The sequence below is a fragment of the Pseudoalteromonas sp. SMS1 genome (genome assembly GCF_021530565.1).
Taxonomy (GTDB): domain Bacteria; phylum Pseudomonadota; class Gammaproteobacteria; order Enterobacterales; family Alteromonadaceae; genus Pseudoalteromonas.
In genome coordinates this window covers 1-19,665 of record NZ_JAKGBI010000005.1, presented here as the reverse complement: position 1 = coordinate 19,665, position 19,665 = coordinate 1, and the positions used below count along the sequence as shown (strand labels likewise).

General features: G+C 43.9%; 17 protein-coding genes and 1 pseudogene. 5 read left to right on the top strand and 13 right to left on the bottom strand.

Annotation, left to right across the window (positions count from 1 at the left end):
- Nucleotides 1-6: 6 nt before the first annotated feature.
- The 3 genes from L1286_RS07530 (at nt 7) to L1286_RS07520 (ending at nt 3,091) form a co-directional block, all read left to right on the top strand.
- The gene (locus L1286_RS07530) at nt 7-504 is read left to right on the top strand and encodes a gamma-glutamylcyclotransferase family protein (protein WP_235406291.1); all 498 of its coding nucleotides are present in this window, start codon (nt 7-9) and stop codon (nt 502-504) included.
- 9 nt (nt 505-513) lie between these two features.
- A complete protein-coding gene (locus tag L1286_RS07525; RefSeq protein ID WP_442961689.1) occupies nt 514-2,091 on the top strand; it encodes a serine hydrolase in 1,578 nt (525 codons plus the stop codon).
- Nucleotides 2,092-2,173: 82 nt separating this feature from the next.
- A complete protein-coding gene (locus L1286_RS07520; RefSeq protein WP_235406289.1) occupies nt 2,174-3,091 on the top strand; it encodes a histone deacetylase family protein in 918 nt (305 codons plus the stop codon).
- Here the strand turns inward: L1286_RS07520 and L1286_RS07515 are convergent.
- Complete coding sequence (locus L1286_RS07515; protein ID WP_235406288.1) at nt 3,088-3,387, bottom strand: DUF4144 domain-containing protein; 300 nt, start codon at nt 3,385-3,387, stop codon at nt 3,088-3,090. The two genes, L1286_RS07520 and L1286_RS07515, sit on opposite strands and share 4 nt — an antisense overlap.
- An 80-nt stretch (nt 3,388-3,467) precedes the next feature.
- On the opposite strand from L1286_RS07515, the gene L1286_RS07510 reads away from it, so the two are divergent.
- On the top strand, nt 3,468-5,984 hold the full coding sequence (locus L1286_RS07510) for an EAL domain-containing protein (RefSeq protein WP_235406287.1): 2,517 nt from the start codon (nt 3,468-3,470) through the stop codon (nt 5,982-5,984).
- Here the strand turns inward: L1286_RS07510 and L1286_RS07505 are convergent.
- From L1286_RS07505 to rsmD, 12 genes are all read right to left on the bottom strand, one after another.
- A complete protein-coding gene (locus L1286_RS07505) occupies nt 5,960-6,772 on the bottom strand; it encodes a DUF2797 domain-containing protein (RefSeq protein WP_235406286.1) in 813 nt (270 codons plus the stop codon). The genes L1286_RS07510 and L1286_RS07505 overlap by 25 nt on opposite strands.
- A gap of 192 nt (nt 6,773-6,964) precedes the next feature.
- Entirely contained in the window at nt 6,965-8,248 is a 1,284-nt protein-coding gene (gene purD, locus L1286_RS07500; RefSeq protein WP_235406285.1) for a phosphoribosylamine--glycine ligase, read from the bottom strand.
- Between the two features lie 14 nt (nt 8,249-8,262).
- Nucleotides 8,263-9,093 (bottom strand): class I SAM-dependent methyltransferase, encoded by an 831-nt coding sequence (locus L1286_RS07495; protein WP_235406284.1) that lies wholly within the window; start codon nt 9,091-9,093, stop codon nt 8,263-8,265.
- 100 nt (nt 9,094-9,193) lie between these two features.
- Nucleotides 9,194-10,780 carry a bifunctional phosphoribosylaminoimidazolecarboxamide formyltransferase/IMP cyclohydrolase gene (gene purH, locus L1286_RS07490; RefSeq protein WP_235406283.1) on the bottom strand — a complete coding sequence of 529 codons (1,587 nt, stop codon included), beginning with the start codon at nt 10,778-10,780 and terminating at the stop codon, nt 9,194-9,196.
- A gap of 259 nt (nt 10,781-11,039) precedes the next feature.
- Nucleotides 11,040-11,330 (bottom strand): DNA-binding transcriptional regulator Fis, encoded by a 291-nt coding sequence (gene fis / locus L1286_RS07485; RefSeq protein ID WP_010374122.1) that lies wholly within the window; start codon nt 11,328-11,330, stop codon nt 11,040-11,042.
- A 15-nt stretch (nt 11,331-11,345) separates the two neighbouring features.
- The gene (gene dusB / locus L1286_RS07480; RefSeq protein ID WP_235406282.1) at nt 11,346-12,317 is read right to left on the bottom strand and encodes a tRNA dihydrouridine synthase DusB; all 972 of its coding nucleotides are present in this window, start codon (nt 12,315-12,317) and stop codon (nt 11,346-11,348) included.
- Between the two features lie 279 nt (nt 12,318-12,596).
- Nucleotides 12,597-13,472 carry a 50S ribosomal protein L11 methyltransferase gene (gene prmA, locus L1286_RS07475; RefSeq protein ID WP_235406281.1) on the bottom strand — a complete coding sequence of 292 codons (876 nt, stop codon included), beginning with the start codon at nt 13,470-13,472 and terminating at the stop codon, nt 12,597-12,599.
- A 190-nt stretch (nt 13,473-13,662) separates the two neighbouring features.
- Entirely contained in the window at nt 13,663-15,504 is a 1,842-nt protein-coding gene (gene rpoD / locus L1286_RS07470; RefSeq protein WP_235406280.1) for an RNA polymerase sigma factor RpoD, read from the bottom strand.
- Nucleotides 15,505-15,607: 103 nt separating this feature from the next.
- A complete protein-coding gene (gene dnaG, locus L1286_RS07465; protein WP_235406279.1) occupies nt 15,608-17,365 on the bottom strand; it encodes a DNA primase in 1,758 nt (585 codons plus the stop codon).
- A 75-nt stretch (nt 17,366-17,440) separates the two neighbouring features.
- Complete coding sequence (locus L1286_RS07460; RefSeq protein WP_063374509.1) at nt 17,441-17,887, bottom strand: GatB/YqeY domain-containing protein; 447 nt, start codon at nt 17,885-17,887, stop codon at nt 17,441-17,443.
- A gap of 21 nt (nt 17,888-17,908) precedes the next feature.
- Entirely contained in the window at nt 17,909-18,124 is a 216-nt protein-coding gene (gene rpsU, locus L1286_RS07455; RefSeq protein ID WP_010362466.1) for a 30S ribosomal protein S21, read from the bottom strand.
- Between the two features lie 179 nt (nt 18,125-18,303).
- Complete coding sequence (rsmD, locus tag L1286_RS07450; protein ID WP_235406278.1) at nt 18,304-18,885, bottom strand: 16S rRNA (guanine(966)-N(2))-methyltransferase RsmD; 582 nt, start codon at nt 18,883-18,885, stop codon at nt 18,304-18,306.
- A 284-nt stretch (nt 18,886-19,169) separates the two neighbouring features.
- On the opposite strand from rsmD, the pseudogene L1286_RS07445 reads away from it, so the two are divergent.
- Nucleotides 19,170-19,665: pseudogene (locus tag L1286_RS07445) on the top strand (cell envelope integrity protein TolA); the annotation flags it as partial.

Below are 19,665 nucleotides of genomic sequence, written 5' to 3'. Positions count from 1 at the left end.
GGTAAGGTGGATAAGCAAGTTTACTACTTTGCATATGGCTCAAATTTGTCAACCAAACGGCTCACAAAACGCTTACCTACAGCAAAGTGTGTTGGTGTTGCAGAGCTAATGGGGTATTCATTGACGTTTGCAATGCTCAGTACGGACGGCTCTGCAAAGTGTGATATTCAAAGCGATCCATCTAATGAAGCCATGGTGCTCGGTGTCATTTATCAACTTTCGGAGCAAGAGTTGAGTCAACTCGACAGTATTGAAGGGGCACGGTATGACCGGATTGCGATGTCAGTACAGTTAAAAAATGGTCAAAGCACGATGGCATTTTGTTACATTGCAAATACCCATCATACTGGCGTGTTGCCTTTTTGCTGGTATAAGCAACATGTGCTAAACGGGGCTAATGAACATGACTTTCCGAAGGAATATGTAAACCTGATAGATATGCAACTATGCACGCAAGATCTCGACCTTGGTCGGGAGCAACGAGAATTAGAAATATATAAATAACAAGGCAATATGGAAATGAAGCAAACACTATGGGGTAAAGCGCTGTGCGCCAGCTCAGCACTTTTATTAAGCAGCAACGTATTCGCGCTCACTGGTGCTCAACTAAAAGAAGTCGAAAAATCAGTACAGCAGGCAATGAAAAGCTTTGCGATACCTGGCATGGCAGTCGGCATTGTCAATAACGGGGAAGTGGTCATGGCAAAAGGGTTTGGTGTAAAGACCCATGGCAATGACACGCCTGTTGATGCGCACACGTTGTTTGGCATTGCTTCCAATAGTAAAGCGTTTACTGCCGCTGCATTAGCCATATTGGTTGAAAAGGGCAAAGTTAATTGGGACGACCAGGTTATTAAACATATTCCTGAGTTCGAATTACACACGAAAACTTTGACCGAGCAGATGACCATCCGTGACCTGTTAAGTCATCGTAGTGGACTCGCCCTTGGAGCGGGGGATTTGATGATCTGGCCAGATACCGACAAATCTATGCAGGACATATTAGCTGGACTCAAGTATCTTAAGCCTGTTTCTCCTTTTCGAAGTGGGTATAACTATAACAACTTGATGTTTGTTGTTGCCGGCGAAGTTGTGAGCCGAGCCAGTGGTATGAGTTGGCATGAATTTATTGAGCAGCATATTTTTTCAGAAGTGGGTATGACTGGGTCATATGCGGCTTTTTCGCGTATTCCACATACTCATTCTAACTTTGCCACTGGCACCATTGAGTATCAAGGCGAACTTGAAGAGTTTATCGGAGACTATTTAGAAGACTTTCGAGGTGCAGGCTCTATCGCGTCTAATGCCGTAGACATGACGAAGTGGATGCAGACGCAAATGTCTGCAGGTAAAACCCCCAGCGGAAAGCAGCTATTTGATGCGTCGTCACAAGATATGATGTGGCTGCCTCATATTATGCGCCAACCTAGTCCGCGCGCTTTAAAAAAGTTTAGACAGCATTTTAAAGGCTATGGATTGGGGTGGTCTGTAGAAAGCTATTTTGGCTACAAAAAAGTGGGCCACATGGGCGGGATCCTTGGTATGGGCTCACAAGTGGCAATGATCCCAGAAAAAGGGGTCGCAGTGGTGTTGCTGTCGAATCAACAAGCTTACCCAGCACTCAGAGCCATTACCAATGAAGTGTTTGAGCTGGCCCTTGGGTTGGAGCCTCAGCAGTGGGTGACAGACAGTGCTCAGATGTATAAATCAAGTCGTATCGAAAAATACGGTGCGCTTGGGCCTTCAACGCCTAAGCAAAAGGAAATGGGCCTTTCTAGTGACCATTACACCGGCACGTTGCGTAGCCCGTGGTATGGTGATGTCATTGTTGAACAGATCGCTGGAGAGATGCGCATAGATTTCACGCATACAGGACTTTTAAAGGGCGCGTTACACCATCATGACGGTCACAGCTTTGTCGTGAAGTGGGATGAGAAATTGCTCGAGGCGGATGCTTATATTCATTTTAAGTTGAACGATAAAAATCATGTAGAAAGTGCGACAATGGAGTGGGTCAACCCACAAATCACAGACTTTAGCTTTGACTTTCACAACCTGAACCTTAAAGCATTCCCGGCACCCAAAAACTAGGTGCAGGGCCTAAAACCAAAGTATCAAAGCTCACCGCTGTAAGCTTTGATACACTGGACACAGACTCTATCAAGGAATCGTTATGCGTACAGCCATCATAAGCCATCCACATTGTCGTAAGCATAAAATGCATGAAGCACATCCAGAATGCCCAAATCGACTGGATGCAATCTCTGATCGTATTCTCGCGTCAGGTTTAGATATCGCGCTTACGCATCTCAGTGCGCCAAAAGCACAGGTAGCGCATTTTGCCTTGGCACATGATAACGCGCATATTGAGCAAGTGCTTGCTGCGATACCAGCGCAAGGTTTAGCTGAGTTAGATGGTGATACATCGCTGTGTGGCGACTCACTGAAAGCCATTGAACGGGCTGTGGGCGCAGGCATATTGGCTGTCGATGAAGTCCTCGCAGGGCGTCTTGATGCGGCGTTTTGTTCTGTGCGTCCTCCAGGTCATCACGCTAGTCGAGCTCAATCAGCGGGGTTTTGTGTATTTAATAATGTCGCCATTGCGGTGGCTTACGCCAAGCAGCAGGGGGTAAAGCGGATCGCTATATTAGACATTGATGTGCATCATGGAGATGGTACTCAGGCGATTGTGAAAGATGATACTGATGTGCTTTTTTGCTCCTTATTTCAGTACCCTTTCTATCCGAACAGTGAAATTGAAAATTCCGACACTGTTGTGAACTCACCTTTACCTATTGCCAGCGACGGAAATGATCTAAAAGCACTTTACACCCAACAGTGGTTACCAAGGATACGTGCATTTAAACCTGAGCTTATTTTTATCAGCGCTGGTTTTGATGCGCACCTCGAAGATGATATGGGCGGTTTAAAGTTTGTTGAGAGCGATTATGCTTGGTTTACTGAGCAAATTGCGACGTTGAGCACAGAGTTGAACTGTCTAGGCATTATTTCCTATTTAGAAGGGGGATACGACCTGTCGTCTTTAGGTCGCAGCGTTGAAACTCACCTACGAACACTGGCTGAATTCTAATTGGTCTCTTTTAATAGGTTAAATAATTGGTCTAACTGACTTATTTGAATTTTTGCAGTACAACATTGACCTTCTGAAACCAACTTTTGTTGCACTAATTTCGTTAAATCAGAGTAGTTTGGTAAGTGGGTGGGGTGGCCGTCACGATCATAAACATCTCCATGAATGTTAATGTAGATAACTGTTTTTAATTGCTTTTCTGATAAATAGAACAAACTCTCTTCAAGGTTTTTTGCACTGTCTACATACTCTATACTTTGGTCGAATATAAGCACTAATGGGTACGAATTAATCATAATAATTTGTTCTCAGTCAAAGTCAGCGATCAGGGTCAAAGTATACTCGAGTTGATTGTGTTATTGCGAGGAAAGTGCTTATGATGGGTGATTCACGTCAACTGAAGATCAAAGACGTGTTTTCGGCTAACTTGCTGTCATGTGACTATTCGACCAGCCTGTATGATGCGCTCTGCATTATGCGAAAACATAGTATTAGCTCAATTTTTGTCAAGCGTAATGATGAAATTGTCGGAATTTGGACTGAGTCGGATTGCGTAAAACTAGATGTAAAAAATGTCCATATTGTAGCGCTGCCTATCGGGCAGGTTATGACAGCCCCTGTTCATGATATCCTCGTTGATAAGACCCTAAGTGAAGCAACAGTCAAGCTACACCAGCTTGGGATCAGGCATCTGTTGGTAAAAGATGAGGACTTTGTGCCTATTGGGGTGGTTTCTTTGTCTGATATTGTGCGAAACCAAGGCCTCGATCACTACCTGCACTTTCGACCTATTGAAGATCACTATGATGACAATGTAAAAATACTGGATAGTGAACAGTGTGTGAGTGACGCCATTGAAGTCATGCGTGCTGAGCGAGCCACCGCTGTTTTGGTGTACAACCAACAACTTGAAGAGTATGGCATCATCACGCAACGGGATGTAGCTTATGCTATCTTGGAGCCGAAATGGCAAATGCCGTGCTGGCAGCTGGCCAGTTACCCTATGTTATCCATGACGCCACAAGAAAGCTTGTTTGATGCTTATCGAAAGATGACAGCCAAATCGATTCGGCATTTGGTAGTTAGGACCCATGATACGCACCAAGTAATCGGGTTATTAGCACTGAAAAATGTCTTAACTGAGATTGAAACAGCCTATTGTAGCGAATTAGAAAATGTCCTAGCGCAAAGGGACATTGCACTGCGAAAGTCAGAAAAAAATTTATACCTCGCTAATCGCATTATTGATGCTTCACTAGATGGTATTATGATCACGCGTAGCAGTGGTGAAATTATTCAAATCAACCCCGCGTTTAGTGCCCTAACAGGCTATCAAGATTATGAAGTCATTGGTAAAACTCCCAGTATTTTGAGTTCAGGACTTCATAAAAAGCCTTACTATGACACGATGTGGGACGAGCTGAGAAATAAAGGTGTCTGGCAAGGGGAGATCTGCAACAAAAAGAAAAGTGGCGAAATTTACGTCGAGTGGTTGACGATCATTGAAATCAACGAGCCCTATAGTGATGAAGTCCTGTATGCCGCCATTTTTAGTGATATTACCGAGCGCAAGAATGCCGAAGAAAAGATTGCACGTTTGGCATATTTTGACGAGTTGACAGGGCTGCCAAATCGTCGCTTGTTTTACGATCGGCTGGCGATGGCACTTGCTGCTGCTCATCGTGATCGAGACAAAATTAGTATCATGTTTATCGACCTAGATCGTTTTAAAGAAGTGAATGACACCTTGGGCCATAGTGCCGGCGATAAATTACTTATCCAAGTCAGTGAACGTATCAAGTCGATCTTAAATGAAGGAGATACCTTAGCAAGGTTGGGAGGAGACGAATTTGTGGTGTTACTCACAGAGGTCCATGATATGGACAGTGTCGTAACGTTTGCAGACAAGCTCTTACTTCAATTTAATAAATCTTTTGACCTTGGAGAAATATCCGTCGCGGCGACAGCTTCTTTAGGTGCTTCGATGTATCCTGAAGATGGTTTGGACAGTGAGAGTTTACTTAAGCATGCTGATGTCGCTATGTACCGCTCGAAGGAGCTAGGGCGAAATTCGTTTCAAATGTACAAAGCTTCGATGAATGCGCGTTCGCTAGAGCGATTGTCAATGCAGAGTCGCTTTCAAAGCGCATTAGAAAATGGCGAGTTTGAGCTCTACTTTCAACCGTTAAAGTGCCTCGCCAGTGGGCGTATAATGAGTTTAGAGTGCTTATTACGGTGGCAAGACCCTAACCTCGGTATCATTTCTCCTGGGCAGTTTATTCCTTTGGCCGAAGAGCTCGGATTGATAGTTAAACTCGACGAGTGGGTGATTGACAGGGCCTGTGCGCAGTTGGCCGACTGGCAACGACAAGGGTGTGAAATTCGTCGTATCGCCATTAATATTTCTGCCCAACATCTTACCCAAGGGGGGCTGGTGGAAACGATACAATCGGCATTGAATGAGTATGGTATAGAAGGGGGTCAGATAGAACTAGAGCTGACTGAAAGCTGTTTTGTCGGTAACTTCCAAAAAGCTAAAAGGGTACTGGGCGCGTTAAAAGAGTTGGGGATCAGCATTGCCCTCGATGACTTTGGTACCGGTTACTCTGCACTTAGTTACTTGACTAAGCTACCCATAGATATCCTCAAAATTGATCCTAGTTTTATCGCTAAAATTCCCGATGAATATGGCAATAGCGAAGTAGTCAGTGCAATCGTGGCGATGGCAAAGGCACTCAAATTGTTTGTGGTCGCGGAAGGAGTAGAAAAACTTGAGCAGATGCAGTTTTTACAAAAGCTTGGCTGCCACGCGATGCAGGGGTACTTGTATTGTAAGCCGCTTTCTCAAGCGGCTTGGCAGCGCTTTTATCAAGCCGAAAAGCTAACTTCATAAGATGTGAACTTACGAATATTGATAACGCCATTGTCGAAGATTAAGTATTGGCCTTTTATCCCTTTTAGTACCCCAGTGACAGTCGGTTCTTTGTCAAAATTGAAAGAACTGATTTTAGTTGGATACTCGCCCACGGGGAAGGAGAGGTCAACGACCTCTTCATCTAAGCGTTCTATTGCGGTTGCGCCGAATAATTGAGCGAGCTCATCTAGTTTCTCTTCTATTTTGGGAATTAATAATTGAGCACTTGCTTTTAGGTCAAGCTCAGGGTTGATACCTTTGAGCATATTTCGCCAATTTGTTTTGTCGGCAATAAACTCAGCCAAAGCCACTTCAACTAAACCAGATTGCAAACGTGTTTGTACTTTGAAGATGGGTAATGCTTGCGTTGCACCTTGATCTATCCAGCGAGTGGGAATTTGGGTATGTCTGGTGATCCCAACCTTCAGACCGGAGGTATTGGCTAAATATACGTAGTGTGGGATCATGCAATTTGCTTCCCCCCATTCTGGCTCTCGACAAGTTCCCTTATCGAAGTGACAGGTCTCAGGTTTCATAATACACATGTCACAGCTAGCTAGCTTTTTCATACAAACAAAGCAGTGGCCTTGGGAATAGCTTTTTTTCGTTTTTTTACCACAGCTACAACAGTAAATATTGCCACTGAACGTGAGGGTGATTTCGCGGCCAAAATACTCGTTGAGGTTGATGAGTTCATCACCAACGGGTAACTGATACTGAATTGGGTTTGTGAGTGTGGCTTTGAGCTTTTTCAAAGTACCTTGCATCTTTACGCCCCTAAAGATGAGTCAAAAGGAGATCCTAGCAAGTCAGATACAAAATACCAATGGCTAAAATAAAAAATACATATATTTCATATGTTTGAAATTGATAGTGGTTTTTATTTTTATTCAATACTTGTGGTCGGCGCATAAAAAAAGCGGTTGTATAATCAACCGCTTTTTAAAGGTACTTGGGGTTTATTGCTCTCGTGCAATCGCGCGATAAGCAATATCTGTACGGTATTCAACACCGTCCCAATGGATGTCTTTTACCAGTGCATAAGCGCGTTTTTGTGCTTCAGTAACTGAGTGTCCTAACGCAGTGGCACAAAGTACGCGCCCACCAGCCGTCACCACATCATCACCCTGTTGCTTAGTACCCGCATGGAATACTTTCTCACCTTCAGAATACTCAACTTGAAGGCCTGAAATTGCATCGCCTTTAGGGTAACTTGCAGGGTAGCCCTTTGCAGCCAACACTACGCCGACCGCAGCTCTAGGATCAAACTGAATGTCGGTTTGGTCAAGCTCTTGTCTGTTTGCCGCTTCAATCAATGATACTAAGTCAGATTGTAAACGTAACATGATAGGCTGAGTTTCTGGATCGCCAAAACGACAGTTATATTCAATGACCTTTGGTGTACCGTCGGCTGTGATCATGAGACCTGCATATAAGAAACCAGTATAAGGGTGTCCTTCAGCTGCCATCCCTTCAACAGTTGGATTAATTACTTCATCCATAATGCGATTGTGAATTTCTTGAGTAACGACAGGTGCAGGTGAGTAGGCACCCATACCACCGGTATTTGGACCTTGGTCGCCATTGTATGCACGTTTATGGTCTTGGCTGGTGGCGAATGGTAAAACATGTTTGCCATCAACCATAACGATGAAAGAGGCCTCTTCACCCTCAAGAAACTCTTCAATGACAACACGACTACCAGCATCACCAAATGCGTTACCTGCAAGCATATCGCGAATTGCTTCTTCAGCCTCGGCTTCTGTCATCGCAACGATCACACCTTTACCAGCTGCTAAACCATCTGCTTTAACAACAATTGGAGCGCCTTGCGCTTTAACATATGCAATCGCAGGGTCTATCTCCGTAAATGTTTGATAGCTTGCTGTTGGGATGTTATGTCTGGCTAAAAAGTCTTTTGTGAAAGACTTAGAGCCTTCTAATTGCGCAGCTGCTTGAGTTGGTCCGAATATCGCTAATCCTTCTGAGCGGAATCGATCGACAACACCAATCACAAGCGGTGCTTCAGGTCCTACAATCGTTAGTTCAACCTTTTGCTCTTTTGCAAATGCCACTAATGCGTCTAAATCTTCAACGCCAATTGCTACATTTTCAAGCTTAGGCTCAAGTGCCGTGCCTGCGTTACCAGGTGCAACAAATACAGTTTTTACAGATGGGTTTTGAGCGGCTTTGAACGCGAGTGCGTGTTCGCGGCCACCGCTGCCAATGACAAGTACATTCATGGCAAAGTTTCCTATTAAATCTTTTTAAACTTTAAAGTCATACGGTCGCTTTCCCCAATTGCCTTGTATTGCGCCGACTTTTCGTCTCCAAGCGCAAGTCTAGGCGGTAGCGTCCAAACACCACGTGGGTGGTTAGCGCTGTCCAGTGGGTTAGCATTGATTTCGCTGCTTGCTACCAATTCAAAGCCTGCTTGTTTCGCCATTTCAATGACGTAGCTCTGCTTCATATAACCAGAACGTTTTTGATCTTCCGTGTCACGGTGTTCAGGTAAGCGATGCTCTACAACACCAAGAATACCACCTGGTTTCAGGGCTTTATGAAATGCCTGAAATGACTTTAGAACGCCTTCGTCGCCTGGACGCATATACCAGTTGTGCACATTACGGAAAGTTAGAACCATGTCTGCAGAGCCCGCGGGGGCCACATCGTGGTGAGAAGCCGCTGAAAACTCAGTGACTTTAACTTCACTAAAACGAGAGTCTGTAGCGACTTTCTTTTTAAAAGCTGCCAGTGAGTTTCTGAAGTATTCACGCTCTGAACTGGCAGGGAAGTGTGCAGCATATAAGGTGCCCTGTCCCTTAATTGTTGGAGCAAGAATTTCAGTATACCAACCGCCACCAGGTGAGATTTCAACGACCGTCATGTTCGGCTTTAGACCAAAAAACGCCAATGTTTGGACTGGATTACGGTATTTATCACGTGCACGATTGTTTTCTGCACGTTCACTGCTTTGCGCTGCTTTGGCAATGCTGGCAGTTGAACTATCAGAACTCGTTGTACTACTACAACCTGCTAATGCAGTAACGATGCCCGCGGCAATTAAAGCTTTAATACCTAATTTCATTATTCAGTTCCTTCAAGTTATTGTGATTGTCTTTTGGTCAGAATACTTGAATTTGGTGCAAACAAAAAGCGCGAAACGTTAAACATCTCGCGCTTTTCGATTAATGGCGGAAATGGCGCATTCCTGTGAATACCATTGCCATACCAGCTTCGTCAGCGGCTGCAATGACTTCTTCGTCACGCATTGAACCACCAGGCTGAATCACCGCTGTAATCCCGGCTTCTGCCGCTGCGTCAATACCGTCTCTGAATGGGAAGAATGCGTCCGATGCCATCACAGACCCTTTTACTTCAAGGTTTTCATCAGCAGCCTTAATGCCGGCTATTTTGGCTGAGTAAACACGGCTCATTTGGCCAGCACCTACACCTATGGTCATACCGTCACGGGCGTATACAATCGCGTTTGATTTTACAAATTTAGCAACCTTCCAGCAGAACAATAGGTCTTTCAGCTCTTGCTCTGTCGGTTGACGCTTCGATACGACAGTGAGGTCATCAAGTGTCACCATGCCTTGATCGCGATCTTGGATCAGTACACCACCATTCACACGTTTGATGTCAACGCCAGTAGACTTTACATCCCACTGACCACATTCAAGAAGGCGTACATTTTTCTTCTCAGAAACGATTTCAGCTGCTTCGACAGAAATGCTAGGAGCGATTATCACCTCAACAAACTGGCGCTCCACGATGGCTTTCGCTGTGTCAGCGTCTAGCTCACGGTTGAATGCAATGATGCCACCAAACGCGGATGTCGGGTCTGTTTTGAATGCTCTATCATAAGCCGCTAAGATATCTTTGTCTTCAGCAACGCCACATGGGTTGGCGTGTTTAACAATAACGCATGCAGGTGCGGTAAAGCTCTTAACGCACTCTAGTGCTGCGTCAGTGTCTGCGATATTGTTGAATGACAGCGCCTTACCTTGAAGTTGCTTAGCAGTTGCAACTGACGCTTCTTCAATATCGTTTTCAACATAGAAAGCTGCGTCTTGGTGTGAATTCTCACCATAGCGCATATCTTGTTTCTTAGTGAACTGCATATTGATCGTACGCGGGAATTTAGTTTCTTCAGCCGCTTCTTCAGTGTAGTCAGCAACCAGTTTCCCAAAGTAGTTTGCGATCATGCCATCATATTGTGCTGTGTGTTCGTACGCTGCAATAGCGAGGTCAAAACGTGTTTTGTACGTTGTTGAGCCCTCGTTAGCTTTGATTTCAGCAATTACGCGGTCATAGTCACTCGCATTCACCACAATCGTCACATCTTTGTGATTTTTAGCTGCTGCACGCACCATTGTTGGGCCACCGATGTCGATATTTTCGATCGCATCTTCAAGGCTGCAGTCAGCTTTTGCAACAGTTTGTGCAAAGGGGTATAAGTTAACTACAACCATATCAATAGCAGAAATGTTATTGTCTGCCATGACGCCTTCATCTTGGCCACGACGTCCCAAGATACCACCGTGTACTTTTGGGTGGAGGGTTTTCACGCGACCATCCATGATCTCAGGGTGGCCTGTGTAGTCAGATACTTCCGTTACCTGAATGCCGTTATCGGCTAGGAGTTTGCAAGTACCGCCTGTAGAAAGTAGTTCAACGCCTGACTCTGCTAGAGCACGAGCGAACTCAACGATACCGGTTTTATCTGACACGCTTAATAGTGCGCGACGAATAGGACGATGTATATCCATGATGGTTTTGATTTCCTCAATGATTAGTTAAGGGCTAGCTTAGAAAGGCTGTATTTTAGCTCAACTAGGATGAGAAAACGATGGAAATCATGTTAACGAGGTTGAGAAAAACTGAACTTTGTCGTTGAGGAAGTCACTGATGGAAATTTGTAGCTAGAAAAGGGGTCGGCGTGCTATTAAAAAAATCGAAGTTGGGAGCGTGAAGAGGCAAATTCGAAAACGCCCATGGGAGGCGTTTTCGAGGATTTAAAAGTACGGATTAGTTCATGCCGTATTTTTTAAGTTTCTTACGTAGAGTACCACGGTTGATACCTAGTAAGATCGCAGCACGTGTTTGGTTACCACGAGTGTAAGTCATTACTTCTTCAAGTAATGGCGCTTCTAGTTCAGATAAAACTAGCTCGTAAACATCTTGTACGTCTTGACCATTTAACTGCTTTAAATAGTGGTGGACAGCTTTTTTAACTGCATCGCGTAATGGTTGCGGTTTCTCTTGTGACTGAACATGAGCGTTAGTGATAAAAGGAGAAGTCACATTTTGTTCAAACATCTTTATGTCTCTTTCTTAGTTAGCTGCTAGTGTTTCAAAATAGTTTTCTAATGCCTCGATTTGCGCTTCTGGCTCTTCAAGGGCATTGAATACTCGCCTAAATTGACCTTCTTGGTCATGGGACTGCAAATACCAAGATACATGTTTGCGTGCGATGCGCGCACCCATTGGTTCACCGTAAAACTGATGGAGGTTAAGCAGGTGCTCCATCAAAATACTACGTACTTCGGATATTTCCGGGTTCGGTAGATGTTTTCCAGTTCGCAAATAATAGTCTATCTCTCGGAAAATCCAAGGACGACCTTGAGCGGCTCGACCAATCATGATGGCATCTGCGCCCGTATAATCTAAAACCTGCTTTGCTTTTTCAGGAGATGTAATATCTCCATTTGCAACGACAGGTATAGAAACCGATTGCTTTATCGCTTTGATAGTGTCGTATTCTGCCTCACCTTTATACATGCAAGCACGTGTTCTACCGTGCACAGCCAGTGATGCAATACGATTGCGTTCGGCTATTTTCGCAATTTCAACGCCATTACGGTTTTCTGGATCCCATCCTGTACGAATTTTCAAGGTCACAGGTACTTCAACCGCGCCAACCACGGCCTGTACTATTTCCTCAACTAGATCCGGATACTGCAATAGTGCAGAACCTGCGAGTTTCTTGTTCACTTTCTTGGCTGGGCAACCCATATTGATATCTATGATTTGCGCGCCATTTTGGACATTAAACTGAGCAGCTTGTGCCATGAGTTCAGGATCAGCTCCTGCAATCTGCACTGAGCGTATGCCTGATTCACCGGAATGATCCATACGGTTCATTGATTTATCAGTTTTCCACACCTTCGGATTTGAAGACAACATTTCCGACACTGCCAGTCCTGCACCTAGACGTCGACATAATTGTCTAAATGGACGGTCAGTGATCCCCGCCATTGGCGCGACGATTACATTGTTTTCAAGTTGGTATGGGCCTATACGCACTGCTGTTTAATCTGCCTCATTTCAAGGGGCGCTAAGTTTACGGTTTTTTTTGCAAAAATCAAAGGCTATAAATTGAACATAAGTGTTTTTTTTTTGAACTTTTTGGGTTGACTTTTGGTAACAATATGAAGGTGGGAAAAAATTGCTTTAAAAATAAACAAAAAAACTTTATGTGACAGTTTTAAATTATTTCTTATGCTGTAAAAAAAGCGTAAAGCCTGTTAATTGGTGGCTTTACGCGTAATAGATTACTAACTCAGTATTTCGTCGTTACAGTTGTTATTCTTTTGTAATTCCGCTAACTCGGGTCCATTCACCTTCTTGCTTTATTGCGTCTAAATCAACATAAGGTGCGTACACGTTTGCGACGGATTCGGCTTGCTCTTCTAATATGCCAGACATAGCAATTGCCCCTTTTGGTTTAAGAAAGCCTAGAATAATTTCGTGTAGTTCACGAAGAGGTTGTGCAAGGATATTGGCGACAACAATATCGGCTTTAAACTCGGGCTGGTTTTCAGGTAAGTAAACTTCGAGCTGGTCAGCCACACCATTTCGCTCAGCATTATCTCTACTAGCTACTAAAGCTTGAGGATCAATGTCAATTCCGATGACACGCTCAGCTCCCAGTTTAATAGCCGCTATACCTAGGATACCCGAGCCACACCCAAAATCGACAACGGTTTTACCACTGAGATCTTGTGCTTCAAGCCATTTTAAGCACAGAGAGGTGGTCGCGTGAGTCCCTGTGCCAAACGCTAAGCCAGGGTCAAGTAATACGTTAACTGCGTCCGGATCTGGAATATCACGCCAGCTAGGGCAGATCCACAAACGCTCACCGAATTTGATTGGGTGGAAGTTGTCCATCCATTCTCTTTCCCAGTCTTTGTCTTCTAATTGCTCTATTTTGTATTTAGGAGCATGTGGCATGTTTTTCGTCAGGTAGTCAACAACAGACTGCATATCATGAGTTGCTTCAAAAAGGCCGATGACGGTTGTTTCCGGCCATAGGATCACTTCACCCGGCTTGGGCTCATATACAGGGTTGTTCTGGCTATCGATAAAAGTCACAGAAGGACAGCCGATGTCCATCAGCAAATCACTAATATGATCGGCTGTGTCTTTGTTAGCATCAATTCGGATTTGGATCCAAGCCATAATGTTGTTCCTATTAAGTTCTTGCAATTCATATTAAGAGTGAAGAACACTCTTAATTTTGAGCGCTAGAGGTAACGAGCGAGATAGTTTGCCTGTACACCTACATAAGCTAATGCGGGGATATTAATGCGCTCATGTTGATTCAAATAAAAAGGCCGCATTATGCGGCCTTTGAAAGTAAATTTTACGCTTAGCCTTTTACGTCTAAGAAGCTTTTCAGTAAATCTGAACGAGAAGGGTGTCTCAATTTACGAAGCGCTTTTGCTTCGATCTGACGAATACGTTCACGTGTTACGTCAAACTGCTTACCTACTTCTTCTAACGTGTGATCGGTGTTCATATCAATACCAAAACGCATGCGCAGTACTTTGGCTTCTCTTGCTGTTAGGCCTGCAAGCACTTCATTTGTTGCGCCACGTAAGCTTTCCATCGTTGCTGAGTCAATCGGAGATTCAATCGTCGTATCTTCGATGAAATCACCAAGATGTGAATCTTCATCATCACCAATGGGGGTTTCCATTGAGATTGGTTCTTTGGCGATTTTCAACACCTTGCGGATTTTGTCCTCAGGCATCATCATGCGTTCAGCCAACTCTTCAGGACTTGGTTCACGCCCCATTTCCTGTAGCATTTGACGAGAAATACGATTCAGTTTATTGATCGTTTCAATCATATGCACTGGGATACGGATTGTTCTCGCTTGGTCTGCAATTGAACGAGTAATTGCTTGGCGGATCCACCATGTAGCATAAGTTGAGAACTTATACCCACGACGGTATTCAAACTTATCTACCGCTTTCATCAAGCCGATATTACCTTCTTGAATCAGATCCAAGAATTGTAAGCCTCGGTTGGTATATTTTTTCGCAATTGAGATTACTAGACGTAAGTTAGCTTCAACCATCTCCTTCTTTGCACGGCGAGCTTTCGCTTCACCAATGCTCATTCGACGGTTGATGTCTTTAATACGTTCAACGCTTAAACCTGTGCTTTCTTCAATTGCTTTTAACTTATTGATACAGCGGTCGATTTCAGGTCTTACCTGACGTAGCTTTTCTGAATGCTTTTCACCAGATGCAATTTCTGCATCAATCCAAGCCACGTCCGTTTCGTTGTTGGCAAAATGCTTAACGAATGTTTTCTTAGGCAGTTTTGCAATTTGTACAGCTTGTTTCATGATGATACGCTCTTGAACACGTACTTTATCCATCATTTCACGCATGTTGTTAACCATGCGATCAAACTGTTTTGGTACTAACTTGAATTTACGGAATAATTCACCGATTTCTTGAATAGCCGTTTGTGAGTCTGGATGACCGCGGCCTTTTTCTTCGAAACATTGGCGTGCACTTGTATACAGGGTACGCAGTTCTTCAAAATGCTCACGCGCAACTTCAGGATCAGGACCATTATCGCCTTCTTCTGAATCATCATCATCTTCAGATTCATCATCTTCATCATCTAAGTCTTCTTCACTTAGTTCTGAACCGATATGTGTCGCTGAAATTGTTGCTTCATCGTCTTCTAATGAATCAAAGAAGCCTGTTACGATGTCACTTAAGCGCATCTCTTCAGCTTCGTATTTATCCCACTGTTCAAGTAAGTAAGTAATTGCTTCAGGGTACTCAGCGACAGAAATCTGTACTTGATTAATCCCTTCTTCAATTCTTTTTGCTATTAGAATTTCGCCTTCCCGAGTCAGTAGCTCAACGGTACCCATTTCACGCATATACATACGCACAGGGTCTGTTGTTCTGCCTATTTCTTTTTCTACCGTTGCTAGCGCAGCTGCCGCTGCTTCTGCCGCATCCTCGTCGGTGGTGGTTTCTTGCATCATCAACTCATCGGCATCAGGGGCTGCTTCAGAAACCTGAATACCCATATCATTGATCATGCTAATGATATCTTCTACTTGATCCGAATCTATGATGTCTTGTGGAAGGTGATCGTTAACTTCTGCAAAAGTTAAGTAACCTTGCTCTTTACCTTTCTGAATCAGAAGTTTGAGTTGTGACTGAGGAGATTGATCCATAGAGATTTTTGCTTCCACTCTGATAAAGTTTATACAACGGGCGCCAGCTAAAAACAGCGTTATTTTGGTTGACGCAGTGAATAGAACATTATAACACCAAAATTTAATTTTGGCCAGTTCTACGAGTGCTTAAAGCTTGCGTTAATAACGCACATTCCAGTCGTTCATCGCTACTTAAGCCCTCCGTTTTGTCCTTAATAAGTAAGGTCTCTAACCGCAAATTTAAACACTGATCTTCGATAAATTTAAAAGTGTGCTTAAACTCGTCTTCTAGTGCTTCATCTTGGATATTATGCTGCCAAGTTGCCAGCTTTTTTAGCGCTTCATAATCTGGTGTTTCACGAAACGATTCTAAAATATGTGCAGTCGTATAGTGTCCGTTTTCTAAGCAAGTATGTTGCAACCTTAGAAACAGCGCCATACCTGGTAGCTGCATATGGGCCAATTCAGGTAAATAATCGACACTCTGTGCCAATTTTGGATGCTGAAGAAGCAAGCCAATTGCTCTTCGCATTGGCGTCACCTTAAACTTGCGTTCAATCGCATGTTGTTTTTTTGGTGTAGCCAATTTGGCACTTAATTGCTCTCGTGTTCTACCAATAAGTCTCGCCAATGTTGTGAGTAAAGACTCTTGGTAAAATTCACTCGGAATTTTATTAATCAAAGGAATGGCTTCAGCCAATAACTTCGCTTTTCCGGCATCAGTTGTCAGATCACACTGTTCAGATAGACGACTAAATAACACTTTGCTGTAGTCATCGGCGTCACTGAGCCTTTGCTCAAACTGCGCTTTTCCTTCTTTCTGTACTAAAGAGTCTGGATCTTCACCATCTGGTAAAAACACGAAACCGAGAGATTTTCCATCTTTTAAGTTAGGTAATGCATGTTCAAGTGCACGCCAAGCGGCATCTCGACCAGCTCGGTCACCGTCGTAGCAGCAAATCACTTTGTCAGTATTTCGAAAAAGTGTTTGCATGTGTTCTATGGTGGTGGCCGTACCAAGTGCAGCAACCGCATAGTCAATGCCATACTCAGAAAGAGCGACGACATCCATATAACCTTCAACAATTAAAACTTGTTCAAGGGACTTGTGTGCTTGTTTGGCCTCATAAAATCCATAAAGTTCAAAACTTTTATGGAAGATACGTGTTTCTGGTGAGTTTAAATATTTGGGTCCTTGGTCTTGCCCCATGACACGCCCGCCAAATGCGATTACGCGGCCTCGTTTATCTCTAATTGGAAACATGAGACGATCACGGAAAAAGTCGAACTGACGTCCTGGCGACTTTTCACTGGCAAGCTTTAACTCCAATAATTGTTGGCGCTGCGCAGGTGTCTTAGCTAACCGAGAGAGTAGAGCATCCCATTCTGGAGGGGCGTACCCGATCAAAAATTTACTTACGGTTTGCTCAGATAGACCTCGACCTTGAACATAATTTGAAACAGCGTTCGCATTATTGTGGTTCGCTAACTGATGTTGATAGAAATTAGCTGTGTGCATCATTAAATCATAATCAGATTTTTTTTCTTCAAAGCTACGTTGAGGCCCACCTAACCCTTGCTCTCTTGGGATCTCCAAATTGTAGAGTCCTGCGAGTTCTTCTATGGCGTCAACAAATTCGAGTTTGTCATACTCCATTAGAAAAGAAATGGCATTGCCATTGGCCCCACAGCCAAAGCAATGATAAAACTGTTTATCTCTAGATACGGTGAAAGAAGGGGACTTCTCATTGTGGAAAGGACAACAGGCTTGATAATCTTTACCTGCTTTTTTTAAGCCAATACGCCCATCGATCAACTCAACGATATCGGTTCTAGCCAATAGGTCATCGATAAACTGTCGTGGAATTTTGCCTGCCATAATTTTCCTAACGCTTATACGAAGAAACCGAGCGCAAGGCTCGGTTTACTAATTTCATACATTTGTATGTGGGTATTATGCGCTTAATCTTTGCTTTATTAAACCAGAGATTTTGCCCATGTCAGCACGACCTTCAGCTTTCGCTTTAATCACACCCATTACTTTACCCATGTCTTGCATACCAGCTGCGCCTGTGTCAGCAATGGTTGCATCGATCATTGCTAATACTTCTTCCTCACTAAGAGGTTGTGGTAAGAATGATTCAAGCACTTTTATCTCACCAGCTTCAACGTCTGCTAAGTCTTCTCTTCCTGCATCAGTATACTGAGTGAAAGAGTCTTTGCGTTGCTTAACCAGCTTGACCAACACGGAGGTGATACCAGCATCGTCTAACGTTGTCTGGTTATCAATTTCGCGTTGCTTGACTTCAGCTAGAGCTGCTCTGATAGCCGTAAGACGAGGTTTGTCTTTGGCTTTCATTGCTTCCTTTTGGGCGTCTTTTAGCGTCGCTAATAAGCTCATATGTACAAGACCAAATGTTAATTAGTATAGTTTAACGCGACGTGCGTTTTCACGAGAAAGCTTTTTCATGTGGCGCTTAACAGCTGCAGCTTTCTTACGCTTACGCTCTGCAGTTGGCTTTTCGTAGTGCTCGCGACGACGAACTTCAGAAAGGATACCTGCTTTTTCACATGAACGCTTGAAACGACGAAGTGCTACGTCAAACGGTTCGTTTTCTCTTACTTTAATTACTGGCATTAAAAATTCACCTACCTAAATTATGAGCTTGGCTCAAATTGACCGAAAAATGGTCAATTGGTTCAAAAATGGTGCGGTATTGTAAGCCGAAGCGAGACCGCGTGTAAAGACCAAATTATAGCGGATCTAAATTATTGTGTCATGCCCCAAATTGGAGCAGTAAAAATGAAGCGCAGCTTTTAACGCCTACTAAATAACATGCAGGTGACCTGCCCTGCTTGTTTTTCCTTCAAAAGCTGCCACTTATCTGGAAATTCGGGTTGAGTCTCTTTCTCGAATTCAACATAAATAAGAGAGTTTTCGTGCAGCCATTGGTGCTGCTCTAGCAAATCACAACATGGCGAAAGTAAGTTTTTTCTGAATGGGGGATCAAGAAAAATGACATCGAAAGATTGTTTATTTTGATTGTTCTTTAGAAATTCGAGCGCACTGGTATTAAAAACAGCTGCGTTTTCTAATCCGAGCGTGACTGTATTTGTTTTGATCTGTTCAGCAGCGCCCTTATTCAACTCAATAAAAGTTGCATCTTGCGCAAACCTGGACAGACACTCGAGACCTAAACTACCTGAACCAGCGAAGCAATCTAATACTGACGCACCTCGAATATCAGCCATTAACCAATTAAATAACGTTTCTTTTACTCTGTCTGTTGTTGGTCTCAGACCTTCAACATCTTTGACTGGGAGTTTGCGGCCTTTAAATTTCCCGCTGATTATTCGGATATGACCATTACTTTGGTGTTGAGGCTTCTTTTTTCTCATATAACTTCACTATCGAGTTGCATGTGCACGATTATAAATTTTTCATCTACTTGGAACATGATACACTAAGCGCACATTATGGCGTTAACTCGGTGATTATAACAACGATTGCTGAGTGTTTAAGTTGATTATTAATGTCTTTGCAAAGTTTCTAAAGCTAGCGCTGTAATAAGCTATCAGACTTTTATGCTTAAAATAGTGTGATGCTGAGCTTTTATGCGGTGGTTCATACACAGCGATGAGCACTGAATCGCAACTCAAAAATTTCATGGTATTAGTTGGTTATGGGAAAAAAGAATAAATTTTTGTCTTGGTTGGGTTTTGGGAAATCCGATAAGGCACAAGCAGAACGTGAAGAAGCCGAGCGTTTAGCCAAAGAACAGGCAGCGGGTGAAGAAGCCGAGCGTGTAGCGAAAGAGCAGGCAGAACGAGAGGAAGCAGAGCGGGTAGCCAAAGAACAAGCAGCGCGTGAAGAAGCTGAGCGGTTAGCCAAAGAACAGGCAGCGCGTGAAGAAGCCGAGCGGGTAGCCAAAGAACAGGCAGCGCGTGAAGAAGCCGAGCGGGTAGCCAAAGAGCAAGCAGCGCGTGAAGAAGCTGAGCGGTTAGCCAAAGAACAGGCAGCGCGTGAAGAAGCTGAGCGGTTAGCCAAAGAACAGGCAGCGCGTGAAGAAGCCGAGCGGTTAGCCAAAGAACAGGCAGCGCGTGAAGAAGCCGAGCGGGTAGCCAAAGAACAGGCAGCGCGTGAAGAAGCTGAGCGTGTAGCCAAAGAACAGGCAGCGC

Coding starts and splice junctions, on each gene's coding strand:
- fis (WP_010374122.1), bottom strand. CDS start 11,330: ATGTTTGAACAAAATGTGACTTCTCCTTTTATCACTAACGCTCATGTT.
- rsmD (WP_235406278.1), bottom strand. CDS start 18,885: ATGAGAAAAAAGAAGCCTCAACACCAAAGTAATGGTCATATCCGAATA.
- rpsU (WP_010362466.1), bottom strand. CDS start 18,124: ATGCCAGTAATTAAAGTAAGAGAAAACGAACCGTTTGACGTAGCACTT.
- purD (WP_235406285.1), bottom strand. CDS start 8,248: ATGAATGTACTTGTCATTGGCAGCGGTGGCCGCGAACACGCACTCGCG.
- dnaG (WP_235406279.1), bottom strand. CDS start 17,365: ATGGCAGGCAAAATTCCACGACAGTTTATCGATGACCTATTGGCTAGA.
- L1286_RS07525 (WP_442961689.1), top strand. CDS start 514: ATGGAAATGAAGCAAACACTATGGGGTAAAGCGCTGTGCGCCAGCTCA.
- L1286_RS07520 (WP_235406289.1), top strand. CDS start 2,174: ATGCGTACAGCCATCATAAGCCATCCACATTGTCGTAAGCATAAAATG.
- L1286_RS07510 (WP_235406287.1), top strand. CDS start 3,468: ATGATGGGTGATTCACGTCAACTGAAGATCAAAGACGTGTTTTCGGCT.
- L1286_RS07495 (WP_235406284.1), bottom strand. CDS start 9,093: ATGAAATTAGGTATTAAAGCTTTAATTGCCGCGGGCATCGTTACTGCA.
- prmA (WP_235406281.1), bottom strand. CDS start 13,472: ATGGCTTGGATCCAAATCCGAATTGATGCTAACAAAGACACAGCCGAT.
- L1286_RS07515 (WP_235406288.1), bottom strand. CDS start 3,387: ATGATTAATTCGTACCCATTAGTGCTTATATTCGACCAAAGTATAGAG.
- L1286_RS07505 (WP_235406286.1), bottom strand. CDS start 6,772: ATGCAAGGTACTTTGAAAAAGCTCAAAGCCACACTCACAAACCCAATT.
- purH (WP_235406283.1), bottom strand. CDS start 10,780: ATGGATATACATCGTCCTATTCGTCGCGCACTATTAAGCGTGTCAGAT.
- rpoD (WP_235406280.1), bottom strand. CDS start 15,504: ATGGATCAATCTCCTCAGTCACAACTCAAACTTCTGATTCAGAAAGGT.
- L1286_RS07460 (WP_063374509.1), bottom strand. CDS start 17,887: ATGAGCTTATTAGCGACGCTAAAAGACGCCCAAAAGGAAGCAATGAAA.